This is a genomic window from Pseudoalteromonas sp. M8 (assembly GCF_018141365.1).
Classification (GTDB): Bacteria; Pseudomonadota; Gammaproteobacteria; order Enterobacterales; family Alteromonadaceae; genus Pseudoalteromonas.
In genome coordinates, this window is the sequence record NZ_CP047240.1 from 701,000 (window position 1) to 722,244 (window position 21,245).

Here is a 21,245-nt window from a genome sequence, read left to right on the forward strand (position 1 = left end):
GCTAGGAGCCCGCGGTTTTAAAGTCTATCTTGACTTGGTTTTCTTGTAGCGTTGCTGAGCAAGGGGGGTAACTGCGGGTTGTTTTATACACGCGATCAAAGATATGAATTTCAACCCCTGAATGAAGCGCTTTGTTTGCCGCAAGTTTCGTGTTGTCGAGCAAATCGTGTAAGTCGTGATCAAGCTGGCTGAGCTTTTGCTCAAGGTGCTCGGCTTGCTGGCAGTAGTGCATCTGTGTTGCGCCAATTTTAGTTTTGAGTTGTTGCTTTTTAGCTGCGTCTTTTACTAACTCTGCTTTTTCAATCGCTTGCTGTAGTTGATCTAAAGAATCATTGGTGGCGGCGACTTCTTTGAACAGGGTGTCGGTTTCTTGGGTGATTTTAAGGCCTTTGCGTGCAAGATAAATCATCATCTTAGCGCCAGATTCACTGCCAATCTCTCCCGCTACCACCATTTGCGCATCTATGATCGAACCACCTATTAACTTGCCACTTGGATGATCGCCAGTGCCAACTTGTATCAGCTTTTGCGCTTTAATATCGCAGTGGTTACTCTGCTTATTGATAATAATGTTATCGCCTTCAAGGTAAGTATATTGTCCATGGGCAATCTCAATATTGCCTTTGGCGATAAGCTTGCAGGTTAAGCCTTGCTCATTATTTTGATGGTCGACGTGGCCGATAACGCCACCTCGTACCTCAATATGACCACCTGCAATAAGTTCTCCAGATTCCACCGTGCCGAGCACTGTGATATCGCCTTGTGCAGTCACGTGCATACCCGGCTCCACATTATGGGTAACTACAACGCTGCCATTAAAGTCGACATGACCACTTTTTACTGTGACATCGGCAATCGTAAATACATCATCCACGCGCATACCGTTGGCGATATCTGAGGGGCAACCTGCAATGGTTGCGATAAGCTCTAGTGGGTTGTTGGGGTTGATCTCGGTGCCTTCACCCGCCATAAGCTGGAACGATTCGCCGGGCTTCGCTTCAATACTTTCACCGCTAACTGTAAAGCCTTCTTTGCCTGGTGTTGCGGGCTTTTGAGTGACCAGTAAATCGCCCGGTGCAACGCTTGCAAGCTTGCCAAAATCACGCATGTCAACGGTGCCATCTTCACGCATTCTAGGTTGTTTGAGTCTCTCTTTTAAAGTTTGTACATGCGGCAGTAATTTTGCTGACTGGCCGTCTTGTGGTGGTCGGCCTTGGGCGATTAATCCAGATGCTTCTTCGCCAGGTGGAAGTTCAAACTGTTTGCGCAGGATATTTTCTAGGTAAGCTTGCTTATAACCACGGCTGACGCCCGCTTTAACAATGGCTTTTTTTGCCTCTTCTAATGATACGGCTTTACCACCACGAGCCGTTTTAAGTTGCCCAAAGGCCTGCATTTTATCGTCACTTAAGGTGACTTCAAATTCGGCATCATGTTGTTTAGCAACGACGATTTGGCTCTCTGGAAAGTCGCTCTGGAAAAAGGCATTAATCGAGTCGTGATCAATTTCACAGTCGGCAAATTGTGATTTTTCAAGGGCTTCAATCACAAACGCAGCACTTGGCGGTGAAGCAGACTTCACATCCATTAAGATATTGCCATTGTGCGCAAGCTTGAACACGATAACTGCCTCGTCGAATTTTTATCCTATAGTTTCAGCTTGCTAAATAAACATCAATTGGTCAAGTGCTTAGGCCAATTTTCTTACGTTAATATGGGTTAAGTTAAAAAACAGAAATAAATCGTGATTTTCTAATACTTTCAGGTGAATAAAAATCAGCGTGCTTAAAAATGTGCGGGCTTATCTCGCGCTTCTTGCAGCAGGATTTTAATTGCTTCAGGAACAACCTTTTTCTGTGTTGAAATCGCATAAAAATACTCATAAATATTAGGTAGTTCCTGATATTGCTGTAGCACCCCTTGGGCTATTTCGTCTTTTACTACTACGGCAGGTAAAACGGCCACTGCGCCACTATCTCGTGCCAGTAGTCGCATCATCGCCATATCGTCGACCTCTGCCAAAATGTTGGGGAAATACTGATACTGAGCGCACAGCGCATTAAATGCGGTGCGTAAATCTGAGTTGGCAGGTGGCAAGATCCAGCGTGTTTTTTCAAAGCCTTGTGGAAATGGCGTGCTTGGCTTGAGGGCAGGCGGACCAATGATCGCCAGCGGTTGCTTGGCAACTAGTTGGCACTGCCAATAGGGATCTGAAGTATCTAGGTTTATTGTTCGGTTGGTAAGTACTAAGTCCAGCTCATAATTGGTTAAGCCGTTGAGCAGCTCAGAAATACTGCCTGACTTTAATTTAAATTGCACATCGCTGCGCCGCATCAAAGGGCTAATAAAAGCTTCTACAAAGTTACGTGACAGAGTGGTCAACACCCCAATAGTTACGTGGGTGGTTGACTGTACGCCTTTGCTTAGCAAGGCTTCGAGTTCTTGCCCCGTGGTAAAAATATCATCGGCATAGCTCAACACCTTTTTACCCTGATCGGTCAGCATTAGACTGCGGCCTACGCGCTCAAATAGTGATACCCCGACATTATGTTCCAACTGTTTGATTTGCGCAGAGAGCGCAGATTGCGAAACATGTAATTCTTTAGCGGCTTGAGTCAGGTTTCCGAGCTTGGCAACCTGCCAAAAGTAGTAAAGGTGGTGATAATTAAGTCGGCTCATCTATATATAAGTAAAACAGAACGAATAGTTAAATTATATCTATTTTTATTAAATTAAAAAGGTTGGAATAATGACCTAATTCAAGACTTAGGTGAGAAGCATAGAAAGTGATGATTAATATCTTAGTGGTGTTGTTGCTATTACACTTTTTGATTGCTGCGTCTTTCATGAGCAAAGCGTCTCGTAGTAACGCTGGGTTATTTCGTATCGCGAACGGTTTTGCTATTGGTGTGGCAATTTGTATCGCTTTTGGCTGGGGGAGTTGGGCAACACAAGGTGATATTGCCAGTAGCCTGTTTGAAATAAACTTTTTACGGCTTAGCGTGGTGTCATTGATTGGCTTTATGAGCTTTATTTTACTGCGTTACTCTATTCACTATTTACATGGTGAAAAACACCGGGGCCGCTATTTTCGCTATCTACTCACGACATTACTGAGCGTGACTATTGTGGTGCTCAGTAATCACTTAATCCTATTTTGGTTGGCTTGGGTTGGCATTAGTTTGAGCCTACACCGTCTACTGTTGTTTTATCCTAACCGCCCGAGAGCGGCATTGGCCGCACACAAAAAGTTTATTTTGGCGCGCTTGGCAGAAAGTGCATTGCTGGGGGCTTTCATTTGTATCTACCTCAGCACTGGCATGCTCCGGCTTAATGACATCACCGACTATTACTTAACTCACTCAACGACACTGACTGTGCTAGAGCAATCAGCAGCTGGCTTACTCGCAATCGTGGCGCTGATAAAATGCGCGCAACTGCCAGTGCATGGCTGGTTGATGCAAGTGGTTGAATCACCCACACCGGTAAGTGCGCTGCTGCATGCAGGGATCATTAATCTGGGTGGTTTTTTGGTGATGGTGTTTGGCCCTTTGATTTTACGCGTAGAAGCTGCGAAATGGCTGATCTTGATCGTGGCAGGAATAACGACATTATTGGCCGCGCTTATCATGACAACGCGGATCAGTTTAAAAGTGCGCTTGGCTTGGTCAACCTGTGCACAAATGGGGTTGATGCTAGTGGAGTGTGCTTTGGGGCTATATGAATTAGCGTTACTACACTTATTGGCGCATTCAGCCTACAAAGCCCACGCATTTTTAAACTCAAGCCAGTGGATCCATGAAGATTTGACTCGTCGCTTGAGCGACCAGCTTGAACCGCCCTTGTGGCAATGGCTCATTGCACTTGCCGTGGCAACTGGCCTCACTACAGCAGCTGCAGTCGTTATTGAATATCAAGGTCCTATCAGTATTTGGGGATTAATGGTTGGCGCATTAACGGTGTGGCTAGCGCTGCGTTTTGAGGCGCAAGCCCCTAGTAGCTATTTTAGAATTATCACCGCAGCCGTTGTGTTATTGGCAGCCTATAGTGCGCAAAAGTGGCTATTGCACTTGGTGGTCGCGCTACCAAATGATCTTAGAACGCAAGCACTCGATGGTGCTGATATTTGGTTGCTCAGCTTAGTAGTGGTACTTATCGTAGTAAATTATTTGCTCTATTACCGCGCACATTTGGTAACAGTGCAAAAACTCTCTCGAGTGTTGTATGCCGGCCTGTACTTAGACGAGTGGATGACGCGATTAACCATATTACTTTGGCCCGTCCATTTGCCAAGTATTAAAAAGCAGAAACACCTAGCCATTCATCGCTATGCTGCGGGGCACGAGGAGCAGAAGTAATGATAGAGACACAAGACAACAAACAGACTCAGCTATCTAAGCCGCAACAGCAACAACTCCTGAGTGCTGAAACACGCATTGCGCCAACTTGGCCACTCGATCAATTGATCGCAGTGAATCCATTTTGGGGAATGCGCGATCTGCCCTTTGATGCGGTGGTCAATAAAATGAGTGCGTTGGCACAGGTTAGAATGCTGATGCCCGTGGCATTTTATCTTGAAAAATGGCAGCAAGAGGCGATTTCAGAGCAAGCATTGCAGCAATCTGCGGCACATTATGCGGTGGATCGCAGTACCAATGCGCTACTTAATTGGCTCAAAAAAAGTCACTGCGGCGAGTTGCCACATTGGCATACATTAGCGGACTTACTTGACCGTTATCGCTCTGAGCATAAGATGCCTTGGCAGGAGGAGATCAGCCACCAAATTAGCCAATTTTGCGCCGCGCATTATCAGCAGGTGCAGCCTATTCTCAAACAAACCCAAGGTGAGGATAAACTCTGTTTGTATCGCCACTGGCATGAAACCGTATCGCGAGACTTGGGGATAAGCATCGTCATGGGGGAGTCGGGCTTAGTGGATTACTTTAAGGCTTTGCCAACGTCTCCTGAGTCTTTAATTGCACTCGCTGTCGACACCTTAGAGATTGGTTTTAATGAGCTGAGTGATTATGCGCACATGCTACTGCTAGACATTAATGGTTGGGCATCTTGGGCGGCTTACGAACGCTGGCAAGCAGATCTTGCCCAGCATCCAGCTTCCGATATGCGTGCGCTACTGGCAATTCGAATGGCGTGGGAGCTGGTGATTTGGCGTTATGTGAGTGAGCGCCATCCAACGACCTTTACCCGTATTCAATACCATTGGAACAAGCAAAAGCAGCAACTTGCTGAGATTGTGATTGAACATAAAAAGGCATTGTTGCCGCGCCTGGTATTTCAGCGGGCACTCGAGCTCAGTTATCAAGTCACTTTAGTGGGGCAGCTAAAGACTCAGCAGGTAAAATCTGAGGAGGCTCGTGAGCAAGCTACACCAACCTTACAAGCGGCTTTTTGTATTGATGTGCGCTCAGAGGTGATCCGCCGTGCGTTAGAAACTCAAAACGCAGGCATTCAAACCATAGGCTATGCTGGTTTTTTTGGCCTACCTATTGATTATCATGCTACTAACTGCCGTTTTAGTCGGCCACAGTTACCCGGATTATTAAAAGCACCAATCACCGCAATACAAACGCCCGCAACCCAGCAGCTTGCCACAAAACGGCAGCAAGCTGGCCGTTGGCATAGCTGGTCTCACTCTGCGGCTGCTTCATTTTCGATGGTGGAGTCGATGGGGATGAGTTACTTTTATCAGCTATTTAGCAAAGTGTTTTCACTGCAAAAAACTCATCATCCCGTCGATAGTCATATTGATTCAAGAAAGTGGCAATTAAAACAGGGCGAACACGAAGTTACTGTTTTGGAGCAAGCTAAACTCGCAGCTGGCATATTAAAAGGGATGGGACTGACTGAATTTGCTGATACAGTCCTATTGGTTGGCCACGGAGCACATACCACCAATAATTTACATGAAGCCGGACTGCAATGTGGTGCATGTGGCGGCCAATCGGGAGAAGTGAATGTTAAAGTACTCGCGCAACTTCTTAATGACCAAGCGGTACGCGCAGAATTAATCGCGCTAGGCATCGCTATTCCGTCGCAAACCCGTTTTGTTGCAGCGCTACATAATACCACCACTGAAACAATTACCCCCTATGGCGAAATAGATACAGAGATGACCCGCTGGTTAAAGCAGGCATCGCGTCTGGCTAGAGTAGAGCGCGCTCATACGCTTGCGATAACTGGTAAAGAGTTATCCGAGCAGCAATTAGAGCAGCGATTTATAGCCCGTACTAAAGATTGGTCTCAAGTCAGGCCGGAATGGGGCCTTGCCAACAATGCAGCATTTGTGGTCGCGCCGAGACAAGTTACGCAGGGAATTGACTTGCAAGGCCGAGTCTTTTTGCATGAATACAGCGCGGAGCAAGACCAAGACTTTAGTCAGTTAACCGCTATTTTAACCGCCCCTATGCTCGTCACTAACTGGATCAATATGCAATATAACGCTTCGGTAACCGATATCCACAAATACGGCAGTGGTAACAAGGTGTTGCATAATGTAGTGGGGGGGAGAATAGGAGTGTTTGAAGGCAATGGCGGAGATTTGCGAATTGGCCTGCCAATGCAATCCGTTCATAACGGTGAAAAATGGATGCATACCCCACAGCGTTTGAGCGTAATTGTACAAGCACCAACCGAAGCACTAGAGCAAATCATGGCAGCACACCCAGTTGTAAAACAATTGGTAGAAAACGAGTGGCTTTATCTTCTGTCTATTTCGCCTAATTGTAACGAAGTTAGACGATTTGATAACAGGAAGTGGGAACTTCTTTGAATTCAAACGAAACTCGTTGCAACTTAACAAGTTATTGTGCAGAGTATTGCAGAAATTAAAAGGTGTGGCTGGACGCTACGTAAACTAGACGACCTCCTAGCCACCGACATTGGACTGTTTATACAAGGAGGCTGCTAGTGGCTTTTGATTATGGCTCTATTGATTTAGGGCTTAAAAACCCATTTAAAACGGAAGGTAAAATCACAGCTATTCGTGGTGCAATACAAACTATTGCTGGAATTGCATTACTGGTGATTGCCGCCAGCTCCGTTAAGAGCGATGCGGGTATGGGTTGGATCATCATGCTATTTGGCATGTTGATTTTAGGCTTTGGGATCACTTCTCTTGCAAAAGGAATATATGCAACGCTGCGCTTTTTTGTGGGTCGTAACCATCCCACCTCTTTAGCTTATAACTTCAGTAAATCAGAAACTTCAACTGCCAAGCAAGAAAAGGCTGATGTCGCTTATGCGGCGAAAACGCTAGAAGAAATGTTGATTGGCCGAAAGAATAGTACTTTTGTAGAGCCTAAGGGATTCTTATCGCGTTTACTTCACAGCATTGCACCTAAATTACTCTTTCTCCCTTATCCTATCAGAAATATGAGCCAACGCTTATTTGGTGCATGGGTGAGTACATTAACCGCACTTGTGCTTTATGGCGTGGTGGCGTTTGTATCGCTGTCGGGCTTTGCCGGTGATGCTGGGGAGCTGACTTTTCCAATCTATAGCACCTTACTGATGATATATATTTTGTCATGCTGGTATAGCGCGGCTAAACCGATTTCACGCAAAGCGGAACATGCTATTGAATCTTTGGGGAGTGCGACCCTCACTAAAGTGATTTCGCTCTCTTTTGTGCTACCAATCTTGATAGGTCTAACTTTGTCTTACATCATGGATGAAGGAAAGTTAAGTAAAGCCGATATTGAGCTCTTTTTTGCGCCGTTACCTAGTCTTCATACTTGGGCTTATCTCACAGGCGTTATCGTGCTTGCACTTGGCTGTAGCGCCATTATTGCTGTTATGCTTAAAGCGCGTTTAGACAAAGTAAACCCAGTGGTTGAAGTGTCTGAGTTAAGAGAAAACTGGCAAGAATCAGTACATCCAAATGAGATATTTATTAACTTAGACAACTTGGTGATGGCTAATCGCCGATATAAAGAAGTACCAAACCGAGTTTATCGTGAGCTAGATCCCAGCTTGCAAGAACAAGTTGATGGTAAAGGTGGCTTTAAAGGCGAAATGATCCAAGAAGTACAACCTAAAGTTCTGCCCCTAGATTTAGGTAAATCGTTTGAACGCTTTAGGTTTTTATCCTTGCTTGGTGGTAACTTACTGCTGCTAGTAACCCTTGGATTAAGCGTCTTTTTTGCTTATGCCGTAGTAGATATTTACCACTATGTAACGAGCGCCAATATCAGTAATTTTTCTAGTGCCTTCAGCGACGAAAACATCGCGTCATTTAGCGCCGTTGTTATGGTAGCCGTACATTTACTGCTAAGTGGCCTATTGATTAAATCGTTTGCATCAATGCTAACCAATGCTGCACACGTATTCTATGCCGAGATGCAGTTTGAATCTCTGCTGGTTTATTTTAAATGTGAAGGGACATTTACTGAGTCTAAAATATCAACAGGTACTGGCATTCACGATTCCACACGCTCTGAAAATACGCTAGTACGCAGCAGTATTACCCCTTGGGTAGTGGTGTCGAGAATAGTATCAACGACCTTCGCTGCAACGGGCATGAAAAACCTAGAGCACCCAAGACATATTTTAGAAATGCATAAAGACGATGCACAGCTAAGCGACATCCGTAAAGATGTGATTAGCTTCTTAAAAGACCGAGAATCCATTGCCGCAATTACCAGCGAGCGTGATTTAGGCAATGCCTCACAAGTGTACCAACTCAATCAGCAAACGAGAGCGGTGGATCAAAACCACCAACTGCGTGCAAGTAGTGATGAAGCCGGCGCCTATCTGCGCCGAGAAGAAGCACTCGAAAATAAAGAAGAGTAAAATGAAAATGCCACCCTCGGGTGGCAATCTAAACATTTAAAAACTCAAAAACTTACCGAAAAGAAACCGCTCAAAAATGCCTGTTTTCCCACCAAACTGCCCACCACTTGTCTATGGCTTTTACTAAATCTTAGTGGTGCTCCTTGGCTATGACTACGGAAAAACAGTGCCGTTTTTATGCTGCTGTTAGGACTTAAAAATAGAGGTTTTGAAGGGCTTTATCGAGTGATTTTTCAACACTTTATTTATTTTTTGGATACAATAGTATCTACTTTCTGCTTTATTTCGCTATAATGGATATAACTATATCCATTTGGTCTTTGCGGATGAATTTTACCTTACTTGATGATACCGATGTAAGCCAAGCTTATGCGGCTTATTTGCGTGAGTTACGAAAGCAGGCAAAACTGTCACGATCTGCATTGGCTGAGCGAAGCTGTGTACCTGCTGCCACCATTAAGAAGTTTGAGTTGACCGGGCAAATTTCATTTCGCCAATTGCTGTTGCTATGGCAGACCCTCGATTCATTGGATAGGCTTTATCAGCTCACACAACCTAGCAAAGAACGCGCTGCTATACCCACGAGTATTGATGAGGTGCTAAAAGATGAGTTTTAAACCCATTCAAAAACTCATGGTAACTCGTACGTTAAGCTCAGGCGAGCAGGTTGCTGTAGGGGTCTTGGCGCAGAATCGGCAAGGCGTTTTTTTTCAGTATGCAGACAGCTATTTGCAGAAGTTTGGCAATTTATCACCTTTTACTTTGCAGTCGAGCACACAAGTTCAAGTCGCACCTAAAGCGCCGCATCAAGGTGTACATGGCGTATTTGGAGATTGTTTGCCCGATGGCTGGGGCATGCTGTTGCAAGATCGTATTTTCCGGCAAAGGGGCATCCTGCCTAATCTATTAACGGCGATGGATAGGTTAGCCTTTGTCGGTGATAAAGGCATGGGAGCGCTGTCTTTTTCTCCGGTGTCAGAGTTTTCAACCACGACGAACGCTGACATTGATCTAGCTACTTTAGGCTTAGAAGCGCAAACGCTGTTCGATTCTTCAATGTCAGATTATATGGATGATAATCACGATGAGTTAGATGGACATACTCAGCAGGTGCTGGCTGCATTAGTCGCGGGTGGTAGTTCGGGTGGGGCAAGGCCAAAAGCGCAGATTTATATGCCTGCTGGGGAAACTCAGCATTGTCGAACCTTTGCTCAGCCTGGAGATGAGGCTTGGCTGATTAAATTTACCTCGAAGAATCTAGCGCTCGGCCATGAAGAAGGCTTGTGTGAGGCGGTTTATTTACAAATGGCAGAACTTGCTAAGTGTCAACCGCCGCAATGGCAACTCATTGAAGCACCAACTACAAGCGGTGCGTCTGCCTGGTTGGCGCTTAAGCGTTTTGATTATGTCACGGAGCAGACCAATTTAAGCGGTAATCGCAGTTCAGGTCGCCTGCATATGCACAGCGCTTGCGGGCTGCTGGATGCAGACTTTAGAACGCCAAGTTTAGATTACATTGACTTGATCAAAGCCAGCCGTCAGTTGTGTAAATCACCAGCCGCTGGGCAACTGCAATTTCGCCGCGCCGTTTTTAACCTGCTGTCGTCTAATCAAGACGACCACAGTAAAAACTGGGCGTTTTTGCAAGTGGATGACGGTCAATGGGATCCTGCCCCTTTTTACGATGTTACTTACAGCCCACATCCATTCAACGAACACGCCACTGCGTTCGGAGGTTATGGCACAGCGCCACCACTTAAAGTGATGCAAAAACTAGCGACCAGTGCTGGCTATGGGAGTTGGCATGATGCAAGGCAAGTCATTGAAGAAGTTGCAGAAGCCATCAGTCAATTTACTTATCTTGCACAGCAGCAAGGGATCAGTAAAACGACAGCATCTGCGATTACTAAAACACTGGAGCAGCGCAAACAAGAAAATGCAGCGCTTTTTCAATGACAGTAAAACAAACTTTTCAATTCACAAAAAATACATAGCAAGGTCATCGTGAGCGAATATCAATACTATAAATTTGAGCGTCTGGATGGGTATTTAGATGCTAAAGCACGTAAAGCACTCAGAGCCATTTCAAGCCGTGCCGAGATCAGCGCTACGTCCTTTCAGGTGTATTACACCTACAGTGATCTAAAGGCAGAGCCTTTTGAGCTGATGTTAAAATACTTTGATATCGGTTTTTACTATGCCGATTGGGGCTCAATCGATACCTACATCAAGCTACCAGCAGGAACGCTCCCTGAAGCTTTACTTGGCTTTTCAAGTGATGGGCTTCATGTTCACGAAAACGATGAGTGGCAGTTGCTGATCTTTTCCCTTGAGGAGTATGACGAGTATTTTGACGATGAGCATGCTGACGACTTTTTCCAGCATTTAGCCGCTTTACGCAGCGGGTTAATGCAAGGGGATTGGCGCCTTGTGTACTTTATGTGGCTCAAAGCGTTTGATTTTAATGATGACGTCGAGCGAGTGCCGTTAATTCAATTCGATTTTGAGCGCCTCAGTGAAGAGGAGCAGGCGTTTGCAGCGCTGTATGATATTCCTTTAGCATTGGTTAAGACACTCGCCATGGTGCTGAACGCACAACCCAGTCACCAAGCCAAACAAACCCAGTTTCATTTTGATACATGGCTCCATAGTCTCTCAGAAGCAGAGAAAGACACGTTATTACGCATGTTGTTTGAGCAGGGCCAACTTACCCGTCACCAAGCTTTAGCGCTGACGCGAAAAGAACCTGCCAACATAGACGAGATCTATCAATACTGGTTAACTCCCGAGGTAATTTCCCCTTTCATCGAGCAAGCGCAAAGTCAATTACAGCAAGAGCAAGCCGCAGCTCTCGCAAAAAAATTAGCCATCGAAAAAGCAGAAAAAGAAAAAGCGTTGACGGATGTTTACAATCGGCGTGAGCACTACTGGCAGCAAGCAAAAGAGCAAGCGGATCGAACTTGCGCCAGTGGTTACGATGCGGCATCACGCTATTTGCATCAGCTGTGTGAGGCCTATCAGTTCAAAGCAGATGAAGCGGCGTTTGAACAACGCTTTAAGCGCTTTGTTGTGGCGAATAATAGCCGTAAAGCATTGTTAAATCGTTTGAGTGATTTGCTTTAAACGATGAGGCTATAGGTCGGCCAAATGACGTGAGTAAAAAACTGATTTAGGGTTGATTGAAGGTTGTACGCCCATCAAAAGGTCTACAGATTGTTACCCATAAAGTCACTTTGTGTAGACCTCTAACCTCAGCATTCCACCGTTCGGTAAAACGCATAGAGGAGTACTCAACTTGCATTGCACTCTTTATCGCGCATAAAAGTGTGGTGGTGTTCGTTCTAGTTGAGAAAGGCTTTCTCTTTTTTGATAAGGTTGTTGGCACTTACCTCTTGGGCTTTAGGGGCAGTTTGGGCAAGACCTTAATTCACGTCACTTAGCCACACTCTAACCCTACCCACAGAGCATTTATTATTTGGGGCACTATCTACAAACTGGGGCAAGTAGCTACCTGTACCCTCAGAAAGCTGCACGATCTGAGCATTTATCTGCCTACTGCCTCCGTTTAACTATTTAATACTAGTGGGGCAAACTCCTAACTGAACTTAACAGATCAGTGAGGCTTATTTTGAAAAAATAGAAACGATGAACTCAACCACATAATCGCCCACAAACTCAGTATATCCAGCGCGTCAGCAGCGGATTTTGCGCTTGCCTGAGGTAAAGGCCAAAACTGGCTTTGGCCGCAGTCCATTTATGTTCTTTACTTATTTGCGAGATACCTGCAGAGAATTTCCGCGATACATTCGTATTGGCGTGCGGCGTAGCTGTAATTTTAGCCGTGGTAACGCTATCACCCTTAGAAGTAATTTTATGCTTGTTTATAAATATTAAGAGCCAGGTTGGAGAGCTAGCTCTTAGCTTAATGCATGACTACGAGCGCTTAATTGGGTTGGCTTTAAACGTGCAGGTGGTAGAGGTGTTAATGGCTAAAAAGCACTTAAAAAACCACACCACGCTTTTAACTAAATGCGAGAGCGTGTAAATTTATCTTTCATAATTAAAGGAATAGCAGTACTTATGAATCAAACTGGCATTTATGAGCAAATGATCACTAACTTGATCACGGGTCGCCTCAATAAAGAGCAATTCTACATTGGGGAGCGTGTGCTTGAACAAGCCGAAGCTGCAATATGGCTATCTCGGTTTCTAAGCAGGATCATTGAGTATGCGGTTAATTGCTTGCCTGCCGGAGACGACCAATTACAGCGTCAAATTGAGTTATCAAATCAATTGATATTATGGCTTAAAGATAGGGTCCGAGAAGATGAATTCTTCGATGAAAACTTACTAGCAGGACAAGGAAAAATACTTACGGCTTTATACGAAATTGAAAATCCTGTTGCCGCCGATTTAAAGAAGTATGTTGAAGATATATTTCCGCTAACGGGCTTAACACAAAGCGAATTATTTTGTGGCAGCAATGCAGGTTTATCTCTCGAGAGTGAGTTGAAGCGCGAAATAAGATCGTCAGACAAAATTTATTGGCTGGTCTCATTTATAAAATGGGCGGGGATCAGGATTTTCAAAAATGAGCTAGAAGAATTTACCCGCAGCGGTAAGCAGCTCAAAGTCATCACCACTTCTTACATGGGCGCAACCGATGCCAAAGCGGTTGAATTTTTGGCTTCACTGCCCAATACAGAGGTTAAACTCAGCTATAATACTCAGCGTGAGCGACTGCATGCAAAGAGCTATTTGTTTCTTCGAGATACTGGTTTTAATACGGGTTACATTGGTTCGTCTAATTTATCGCACTCCGCTTTAACCAGTGGCCTTGAGTGGAATTTAAAGATCACGTCACAAGAAATTCCGCACATTATTGAGCGTTCAATTAATACATTTGAAAGCTACTGGAATTCGAGGGAATTTGAAGTTTTTGATGGTCAAGTTAAGGCACGAGAAAAGCTCAGTATAGCGCTCAAAAATGCCAAAATGGGCGGCGTTCAAGAACCAAACCATTATTTTGAAATTAAGCCATTTACACATCAGCAAGAAATCTTAGAGCAATTAGAGGTTGAGCGAGCTTTACACAAGCGCTTTAAAAACCTAGTTGTGGCGGCAACCGGTACGGGTAAAACGTTAATTTCGGCCTTTGATTTTGCAAAGTTTCTCAAACACAAACCCGATGCTAATTTTTTATTTATTGCCCATCGAGAAGAAATTCTTAAACAGGCGCGTCAGGCTTATCGAGGTGTTTTAAAAAACTCGACCTTTGGCGAGCTTTGGGTGAGTAACTACACGCCTGAGCGCTATGAACAATTGTTTGCATCGGTGCAAATGTTAAATAACCAACTTAACAACTTATCCCTTTCTAGTGACTACTTTGATTATATTGTCATTGATGAAGTGCATCACGTTGCTGCCAGCTCTTATCGCAGTATTTTAAATAAGTTTACGCCGAGTATTTTGCTAGGATTAACAGCAACGCCGGAGCGTCATGACGGTGCAAATATTCTTGATGACTTTTGTGGCGTGATTGCAGCTGAAATCCGCTTACCAGAGGCGATTAACCGTCGCCATTTATGTCCGTTCCAATATTTTGGCGTTGATGATGATACCGATCTCAGAAGTGTCAGTTGGAGTCGAGGGCGGTACGACATAGCTGCATTAACCAATTTGTATACGCATAACCAGCAACGAGTTGAGAAGATTTATCAAACATTAAACGAGCTTATAACGTCTATGTCTTGTATGAAGGCATTGGCATTCTGTGTCAGCAAGGAGCATGCAGAATTTATGTGTAAGCAGTTCCTGCTTAAAGGTATATCTTGCGATTATTTGACCAGTGATAACAGCCAAGATAGAACTCAAAAGCAACAAGCACTTCGTTCTGGCAATATTAACGTTTTATTTGTGGTGGATATTTTTAACGAAGGGGTCGATATTCCTGAAGTCGACACTTTACTATTTTTACGACCTACAGAAAGCTTAACGATATTCTTGCAGCAATTGGGGCGAGGCTTGCGCTTAGCCGATGGCAAAGAAGTGTGCACGATTTTAGACTTTGTCGGTAATGCCAATGCTGAATATGACTTTGCTCATAAGTTTAGAGCTTTGGTTGGTAAAACTGATGGGGCAATAAGTGATGAAATTAAAAATGGCTTTCCTCATGCGCCTTTAGGGTGTCGAATTGAGCTATCGAAACAAACGCAAGAGATGGTGCTTCGTAACATTAAGCAGGCGACATTAAACAGGCAAAGGCTCATAGGTCTTATTCGTAACTTTCCTCAACATTCAACATTAGAGTTAAATTTAGCGAATTTTATTAAGGTGAATCCGCAAGTCAAACTCGAAGATATTTATAAAAAATTTAGCTGGAGTGAGTTGTGCTTCGAAGCAGGTATAACCACTGCTTTAGATGAAGAAATAACACGTAACTTTGCCAGAATGGTGAGAACGAGATTATTGGTCTGTGACGACTATCAGTATTTAAACTTTATTGCGTCAATCGCGAGTAACGAATTTAAAGTAAGTAACTCTGAGGCTGAAAAATATTCCTTGATGCTGCATTATGACTTTTGGCAAAAGCCAGGCTCTGTACTTGGTTTCAATTCAGTCGCAGAAAGTTTAAGTAAATTGAACCTGCCACCCATTCGAGATGAATTGGGTCGTTTAGCCAGTCTATTAATCAATCGAATTCACCATAAACAAGAAACTATGCCCATGATGGGCAATCACCCGATAAAGCTTCATGCTCGCTATGCCAGAGAGCAAATATTGGTTGGCTTTGGTGCTACCACATTTGAGAAGCAGCCAAATTCTCGAGAAGGTGTGTTTAATATTAAAGAGCAAGATATCGAATTGTTGTTTGTCACTTTGAATAAAAATGAAAAACAGTTTTCACCAACTACCATGTATCACGATTATGCGATAAATGAAGACCTCTTCCATTGGCAAAGCCAAAACTCAGCAAGGCCCGAGAGGGGTAAAGGGTTAGAGTATGTAACTCACAAAGAAAGAGGCAAACGTTTGTTCCTCTTCGTTCGTGAGCAATCTAAAGATGAATTTGGTAAAACGATGGGGTTTGTTAATTTCGGTGAAGTTGACTATGTATCACATACTGGTAGCCAACCCATGAGTATCACTTGGCAGTTGCGAAATAGCATGCCGGCATTCATGTGGAAACACGCGGCTAAGTTAGCAATGGCTTAGCAGGTTGATATTGGAGCGTTAGCTTAATAAAGCGAGCATTTCCTTAATGGGCCAAATACAGTCTTTTTGTCCTTTAACCATACAAGGGCGTTCAGCTAACCAGGCGGCAGTTCTATAAGGCGAACAATCCATGATGTTAATTTGGTCGAACCAAAGTTGATGTTCTATATCGCCTTTCATTTGATTCATCGTCCCTTGCACACTACGGTTATTGGCTTTGGCGATTGTTAGCGGGCCGAGTAATGAAGCTGCTTTTTGTAATTGCTGGTTACTTGCACCCACTTTTAGCAAGGTATTCATAAAGCTATCAGCAAATAGAAAATCTAACTTTGCAAAATCTGGTTTGGTGAGGCCAATAATAAATACCGGAAAGCGGGTTTGATTATGCATCAGGAGCATACAGTTTCTGCGTTGTATTGTGAGCAAATTAGCATGCCAATCTGACAAAGGGTGAGTGTCTGGCGTGCTTAAATCAGTCAGTTTTGCATCGGAACAAGCGGGTATAACTCTTTCATTGACAGGGAGCTTTGCAATGAGTTTTTGTGTACAGAACAGGTTAATCATGCGGTTGCCTTTTTGTTCTAATAACAGTTGAAGTTTAGCGAAACTATGAAGGTTAATATACTCCATAAAACGAACCCAATAAAAAACCGCCGAGAGGCGGTTTTTCAAAGCTGATAGAATATCGGCGTGTTATTCAATATTCTGGATCTGCTCGCGCATTTGCTCAATTAGAACTTTAAGTTCAACGGCGGCGTTGGTGATCTCGCTGTTGATTGACTTTGAGGCTAGGGTGTTAGATTCGCGGTTGAATTCTTGCATCATAAAGTCTAAACGACGGCCACAAGCGCCTCCTTTTTTGAGGATTTTGTGGGTTTCTTTGACGTGTGACTTGAGGCGGTCGAGCTCTTCTGCAACATCTTGCTTTTGTGCAAGGTAAATCAGTTCTTGCTCTAGGCGACCTTCGTCGATGTCGGTTTTTAGTTCTTCTAATTTTTGTGAAAGTTTTTCACGTTGCCACTTAGTGACTTCAGGCATGTAGCCTTCAACGATGGCAACTTGCTCTAGAATACCTTCAAGACGAGTGGTGAGCATGGTTTCTAGGTTTTCGCCTTCACTTGCTCGTGCAGCTTTAAAGTCTTCTATTAGCTCATCAAAGCCACCTAACAGTTCGCTGTTTACGGTGTCTAAATCGACTTCTTCGGCTTCCATTACGCCAGGCCAGCGTAGAATATCTACAGGATTGATATCACCGCCGCTTTGTGATTGTAGCCACTTGGCGCTTTCAACAAGTTGCTTTGCAAGCGATTCGTTGACGGTTAGTTGGCCAACGTGCGCAGGATTTGCGGTGAACTTTAGGAATACTTCAACTTTGCCGCGTTGTAAGTGTTTACGCAGGCGTTCACGTATTACTGGCTCTAAGCCTCTAAATTGTTCTGGTGCGCGGATAAAGGTTTCGAGGTAGCGTTGATTCACTGAACGAATTTCCCAAACCCCAGTGCCCCAGTCACCTTTCACTTCTTTGCGGGCGTAGGCGGTCATACTATGGATCATATAAAGTCCCTAAATTAGCTTGGTTTAACCGAGGCATTATAGCCGAATTTCCGCACAGCCCTAAAGTGAATTTTATTTTTAGTCGGATCGCGTGGCATAGTCTCTATGATCCCTTTATAATGTACGGCAAATTTTGATGATGGGGGAACGTGGATGCGTCCAAGCGAAAGAACTGCAAATCAGATCAGGCCGGTTACATTTACTCGTAACTATACAATGCACGCTGAAGGCTCAGTAATGGTAGAGTTTGGTAACACTAAAGTGTTATGTACGGCTTCTGTAGAAGCGGGTGTGCCACGCTTTATGAAAGGTCAAGGCAAGGGCTGGATCACCGCAGAATACGGTATGCTTCCGCGCTCTACACATACGCGTAACAACCGTGAAGCGGCACGTGGCAAACAAGGCGGCCGTACCATGGAAATTCAACGCTTAATCGCGCGCGCTCTCCGTGCCGCAGTTGATTTAAAAGCGTTAGGTGAGAATACCATTACTATCGACTGTGATGTTATTCAAGCGGACGGTGGTACACGCACGGCGTCAATTAGCGGTGCTTGTGTGGCATTGGTCGATGCATTAACACACATGCGTGCCAAAGGCATGATCAATGTAAACCCGTTAAAGTTTATGATCGCGGCAATCTCGGTTGGGGTTTATAAAGGTCAGCCAATTACCGATCTTGAGTATCTTGAAGATTCAGAAGCAGAGACAGACATGAACGTGATCATGACTGAAACTGGCAAACTGATTGAAGTACAAGGTACAGCTGAAGGCGAACCGTTCTCGTTCGACGAGCTAGATGAGTTACTTGGTCTTGCGAAACATTCAATTCGTGAAATCATTGATCTACAAAAGCAAGCGTTAGCGTAATCAACACTCAGTAGGAAAAACATGAAACCGTATCAAAAAGAGTTTATTGAATTTGCCTTAGAAAAGCAGGTGCTTAAGTTTGGTGAGTTTACGTTAAAGTCTGGTCGTACTAGCCCTTATTTTTTCAATGCAGGCTTGTTTAACACAGGTCGTGATCTGGCGCGTTTAGGTCGTTTCTATGCTTCGGCATTGGAAGATGCTGGCATTGAGTTTGATGTGTTGTTTGGCCCAGCGTACAAGGGTATTCCTATTGCGACAACGACAGCCGTTGCACTTGCCGATCATCACAACAAAGATGTGCCTTATTGCTTTAATCGTAAAGAAAAGAAAGAGCATGGTGAAGGCGGTAACTTAGTTGGTTCGGCGCTTGAAGGTCGTATTATGCTTGTTGATGATGTGATCACAGCGGGTACTGCTATTCGTGAGTCGATGGAGATCATTGCCGCTAATAGTGCAGATCTTGCCGGTGTATTAATCGCATTAGATCGCCAAGAAAAAGGCAAAGCTGAGCTTTCTGCTATTCAGGAAGTTGAGCGTGACTTTAATACTCAAGTGGTGTCTATCGTGAAATTGGCTGATTTGATTACTTACCTTGAGCAACAAGGTGGTATGGATGCGCACTTAGATGCAGTTAAAGCATACCGTGATAGCTATGGTGTAGCGTAAGCCTACGATTTTCTGCAGATGGCTAGTACTATGCTAGCCATTCATTCACTTCTTTTTTATCTCGGTTTTATTGTGTGTCTTTACACAGCTCTTAATTCAAACTCACTATCGGTATATGGCGTAGTGCCCAATTAGCAAGTTCAACTCGGTTGCGTGAATTGGTTTTTTTAAATGCGCTATAGATATGCGTTTTAACTGTGTGACTACTGATGTTTAGTCTATCAGCGATATCTTCGTTTTTAGCACCAGCAGCAATAAGCTTGATCACAGATTTTTCTCTGCCGGTAAGCATATTTAATTCTTCATTACTTAAGATGATGTCGCTGTTAGGCAATGCTTGTGGCATGGCGGCAATTAGTTCGCTAAACGCCTCTGAAATAGCACTACGACAAAACCAAAGCTCGCCTTTGAGCACACTGCTTAACCCTTGAAATAACGTCTCTGGCGGAGCGTTGCGATAGAGTATGCCTTTCACATTGCCAAGTAGCGCCGTTTTTTCATTAACGTTGTCTTCATTGGCATTAAATAGCAGTACCTTGTGCTTAGCCGCCAATAGCTTTACTTCAGCACTGATAAGTTCATTACAATCTCGGTGTTCTGTATCTACCAAAAATAACGCGATTTGTTCGCGTTGCGCAGACTCTGGTAGTCGAGTGTCGACTTTTACTGTATGTCCCAGTGTCTCAAGCACTTTGATAAGCACGGTATAATTTGTGGAACTGGTATTAGCTCGAGCATGAGTCAGAATAAAAAACGCTCGATCTTGCCATGCTAGCGAGTTATTGGAATATTCCTTTGCAAACATAGAAGTATTAAATCCTTTTTTATTCCTGATTAAATTTAATATACATTTGTTTTACAAAAATTTTAAGTTTTTTATTAGGCTCAAACTAAAAAGTTGAGCCTAATACCATGGTTGTGCAAGTTCACGTTACTTATATAACGCACGCCATGCACAAGTACGATACCCATTCTTCTCAAAAAAGAAGCGATTACAGTTATCGTCATAGTTGGAGTTACCCACATCTATACGATAGCCACTGATGTACCAATTATGCAGCGAAATATGCCCACCGTTGTACAGTAGCGAAAAGTGAACGTGAGGACCGGTTGATTGACCGCCTTGGCACAATGCTGTTGCTTTATCGTCCGCATAACGGCCAAGCCAAGCGCCTGCAGAAATGACATCACCAGTGTTATATTGCAAACTTTCCATATGGTAATACTGAGTTGAATAACCGCTTGAGTGAGTCACGCGAATATTACAAGCTGAGTAGCGAGTCACTGTGCCGCCGTGCGCTGCTTGAACCCAAGGTGTATTACTTCCCCAGCCACCTGAACCGTTATTAAAATCAAGCGAAGAGTAAGGGTAACCAGAGCCTGTATTTGAGTGTGCACCACCGCTATACCAAGCGTAACCCGACGGCCATGGAAAGCTCATGCTAAAGCTAGCAGCCGATACTGCCTGTGTTGAAGCCCGCTCACTAAAAGCGATGTTGCTGTCCGCTTTTAGTGCTAATGACTCGCCGTTAAATAATGTTTGATAGGTGTCTAATAGCTTGTTTGCAGATGTATGGGTTAGATCTGCAAGTGCAACGGTTGCTTCGTTTACCGCAGGTAACTTTTTGGCTTTGCCTTCATCGCGAAGTTTTTGAAATGCGTAGTACCTCGCACTCAGATTAAGCGCTACATCTTTTACTTGCGCATCAAACCCCTGTTCATGAGAGAGTTTACCAAACGGTGCAGAGAGGGATTGTTTATCTGGGTTGTTTATCACACCTGATTCAAGTTCCATTAGTGCCAGCAACAATTTAGGGTTAATACTGGCATATCCAGCATAGTGTAAGAGCACTTCGAGCTTGTCACTTAAATGTGGTGCCGTGCTGTCAAGCACTTGCTGCCAATCTACTTGTTGTAAAGCATTGCTGAAAAGAAACAGTTCAGGGTTTACTGCCATTACACTAGAAATAGGTAAGGCACTGATGTGTTCCGCAGTAAATTCAGGTATAGCTACTGAGTCATGCTGACCAGCAGCTGTTGCCTGATGTGAGAGGAGCGCGATTAAACACGCTGATAGATAGTGGCGTTTCATGTTGTATCCTTTCTGTTTGTTTTTTGTTCAATTAAGTTAT

At 44.1% G+C, this 21,245-nt stretch carries 15 protein-coding genes; 9 read left to right on the forward strand and 6 right to left on the reverse strand.

Going from position 1 to position 21,245, the window contains the following annotated elements; genetic code table 11:
* Position 1 precedes the first annotated feature (1 nt).
* Together GSF13_RS08210 and GSF13_RS08215 are read right to left on the reverse strand one after the other, a co-directional pair.
* The gene (locus GSF13_RS08210) at positions 2-1,621 is read right to left on the reverse strand and encodes a FapA family protein (protein WP_010605721.1); all 1,620 of its coding nucleotides are present in this window, start codon (positions 1,619-1,621) and stop codon (positions 2-4) included.
* Between the two features lie 164 nt (positions 1,622-1,785).
* A complete protein-coding gene (locus GSF13_RS08215; RefSeq protein WP_010368484.1) occupies positions 1,786-2,679 on the reverse strand; it encodes a LysR family transcriptional regulator in 894 nt (297 codons plus the stop codon).
* 110 nt (positions 2,680-2,789) lie between these two features.
* Between GSF13_RS08215 and GSF13_RS08220 the strand changes: the two genes are divergently transcribed.
* From GSF13_RS08220 to GSF13_RS08260, 7 genes are all read left to right on the forward strand, one after another.
* The gene (locus tag GSF13_RS08220) at positions 2,790-4,358 is read left to right on the forward strand and encodes an NADH-quinone oxidoreductase subunit L (protein ID WP_211867833.1); all 1,569 of its coding nucleotides are present in this window, start codon (positions 2,790-2,792) and stop codon (positions 4,356-4,358) included.
* Complete coding sequence (locus GSF13_RS08225) at positions 4,358-6,790, forward strand: DUF2309 domain-containing protein (protein ID WP_211867835.1); 2,433 nt, start codon at positions 4,358-4,360, stop codon at positions 6,788-6,790. The genes GSF13_RS08220 and GSF13_RS08225 overlap by 1 nt, the downstream gene beginning before the upstream one ends.
* Positions 6,791-6,927: 137 nt before the next feature.
* On the forward strand, positions 6,928-8,811 hold the full coding sequence (locus GSF13_RS08230; RefSeq protein WP_211867836.1) for a hypothetical protein: 1,884 nt from the start codon (positions 6,928-6,930) through the stop codon (positions 8,809-8,811).
* 326 nt (positions 8,812-9,137) lie between these two features.
* Entirely contained in the window at positions 9,138-9,428 is a 291-nt protein-coding gene (locus tag GSF13_RS08235) for a helix-turn-helix transcriptional regulator (protein WP_010605716.1), read from the forward strand.
* The gene (locus GSF13_RS08240) at positions 9,418-10,767 is read left to right on the forward strand and encodes a type II toxin-antitoxin system HipA family toxin (RefSeq protein WP_211867838.1); all 1,350 of its coding nucleotides are present in this window, start codon (positions 9,418-9,420) and stop codon (positions 10,765-10,767) included. The genes GSF13_RS08235 and GSF13_RS08240 overlap by 11 nt, the downstream gene beginning before the upstream one ends.
* A 48-nt stretch (positions 10,768-10,815) precedes the next feature.
* Entirely contained in the window at positions 10,816-11,934 is a 1,119-nt protein-coding gene (locus tag GSF13_RS08245) for a hypothetical protein (protein WP_211867840.1), read from the forward strand.
* A 957-nt stretch (positions 11,935-12,891) separates the two neighbouring features.
* On the forward strand, positions 12,892-16,026 hold the full coding sequence (locus tag GSF13_RS08260; protein WP_211867842.1) for a DEAD/DEAH box helicase: 3,135 nt from the start codon (positions 12,892-12,894) through the stop codon (positions 16,024-16,026).
* 18 nt (positions 16,027-16,044) lie between these two features.
* Here GSF13_RS08260 and GSF13_RS08265 read toward each other — a convergent pair whose 3' ends face one another.
* Together GSF13_RS08265 and GSF13_RS08270 are read right to left on the reverse strand one after the other, a co-directional pair.
* On the reverse strand, positions 16,045-16,656 hold the full coding sequence (locus GSF13_RS08265; protein ID WP_010605710.1) for a hypothetical protein: 612 nt from the start codon (positions 16,654-16,656) through the stop codon (positions 16,045-16,047).
* Between the two features lie 63 nt (positions 16,657-16,719).
* On the reverse strand, positions 16,720-17,580 hold the full coding sequence (locus GSF13_RS08270) for a YicC/YloC family endoribonuclease (RefSeq protein WP_010605679.1): 861 nt from the start codon (positions 17,578-17,580) through the stop codon (positions 16,720-16,722).
* Positions 17,581-17,733: 153 nt separating this feature from the next.
* Here GSF13_RS08270 and rph point away from each other — a divergent pair, with 153 nt between their 5' ends.
* Both rph and pyrE read left to right on the forward strand, forming a co-directional pair.
* Positions 17,734-18,447, forward strand: a complete 714-nt coding sequence (gene rph / locus GSF13_RS08275) for a ribonuclease PH (protein WP_010377321.1) — start codon at positions 17,734-17,736, stop codon at positions 18,445-18,447.
* Positions 18,448-18,468: 21 nt separating this feature from the next.
* Positions 18,469-19,113 carry an orotate phosphoribosyltransferase gene (gene pyrE, locus GSF13_RS08280; protein WP_010605678.1) on the forward strand — a complete coding sequence of 215 codons (645 nt, stop codon included), beginning with the start codon at positions 18,469-18,471 and terminating at the stop codon, positions 19,111-19,113.
* Positions 19,114-19,204: 91 nt separating this feature from the next.
* Here pyrE and GSF13_RS08285 read toward each other — a convergent pair whose 3' ends face one another.
* Together GSF13_RS08285 and GSF13_RS08290 are read right to left on the reverse strand one after the other, a co-directional pair.
* Positions 19,205-19,918, reverse strand: a complete 714-nt coding sequence (locus GSF13_RS08285; RefSeq protein ID WP_102056135.1) for a response regulator transcription factor — start codon at positions 19,916-19,918, stop codon at positions 19,205-19,207.
* Positions 19,919-20,044: 126 nt separating this feature from the next.
* Positions 20,045-21,205 carry a M23 family metallopeptidase gene (locus tag GSF13_RS08290; protein WP_211867843.1) on the reverse strand — a complete coding sequence of 387 codons (1,161 nt, stop codon included), beginning with the start codon at positions 21,203-21,205 and terminating at the stop codon, positions 20,045-20,047.
* Positions 21,206-21,245: the final 40 nt, after the last annotated feature.

Bases quoted from the DNA above. Each gene is read 5' to 3' on its own strand.
- GSF13_RS08215 (WP_010368484.1), bottom strand. From the start codon at position 2,679: ATGAGCCGACTTAATTATCACCACCTTTACTACTTTTGGCAGGTTGCC.
- GSF13_RS08220 (WP_211867833.1), top strand. From the start codon at position 2,790: ATGATTAATATCTTAGTGGTGTTGTTGCTATTACACTTTTTGATTGCT.
- GSF13_RS08225 (WP_211867835.1), top strand. From the start codon at position 4,358: ATGATAGAGACACAAGACAACAAACAGACTCAGCTATCTAAGCCGCAA.
- GSF13_RS08235 (WP_010605716.1), top strand. From the start codon at position 9,138: ATGAATTTTACCTTACTTGATGATACCGATGTAAGCCAAGCTTATGCG.
- GSF13_RS08240 (WP_211867838.1), top strand. From the start codon at position 9,418: ATGAGTTTTAAACCCATTCAAAAACTCATGGTAACTCGTACGTTAAGC.
- GSF13_RS08260 (WP_211867842.1), top strand. From the start codon at position 12,892: ATGAATCAAACTGGCATTTATGAGCAAATGATCACTAACTTGATCACG.
- GSF13_RS08265 (WP_010605710.1), bottom strand. From the start codon at position 16,656: ATGGAGTATATTAACCTTCATAGTTTCGCTAAACTTCAACTGTTATTA.
- GSF13_RS08270 (WP_010605679.1), bottom strand. From the start codon at position 17,580: ATGATCCATAGTATGACCGCCTACGCCCGCAAAGAAGTGAAAGGTGAC.
- rph (WP_010377321.1), top strand. From the start codon at position 17,734: ATGCGTCCAAGCGAAAGAACTGCAAATCAGATCAGGCCGGTTACATTT.
- pyrE (WP_010605678.1), top strand. From the start codon at position 18,469: ATGAAACCGTATCAAAAAGAGTTTATTGAATTTGCCTTAGAAAAGCAG.
- GSF13_RS08285 (WP_102056135.1), bottom strand. From the start codon at position 19,918: ATGTTTGCAAAGGAATATTCCAATAACTCGCTAGCATGGCAAGATCGA.
- GSF13_RS08290 (WP_211867843.1), bottom strand. From the start codon at position 21,205: ATGAAACGCCACTATCTATCAGCGTGTTTAATCGCGCTCCTCTCACAT.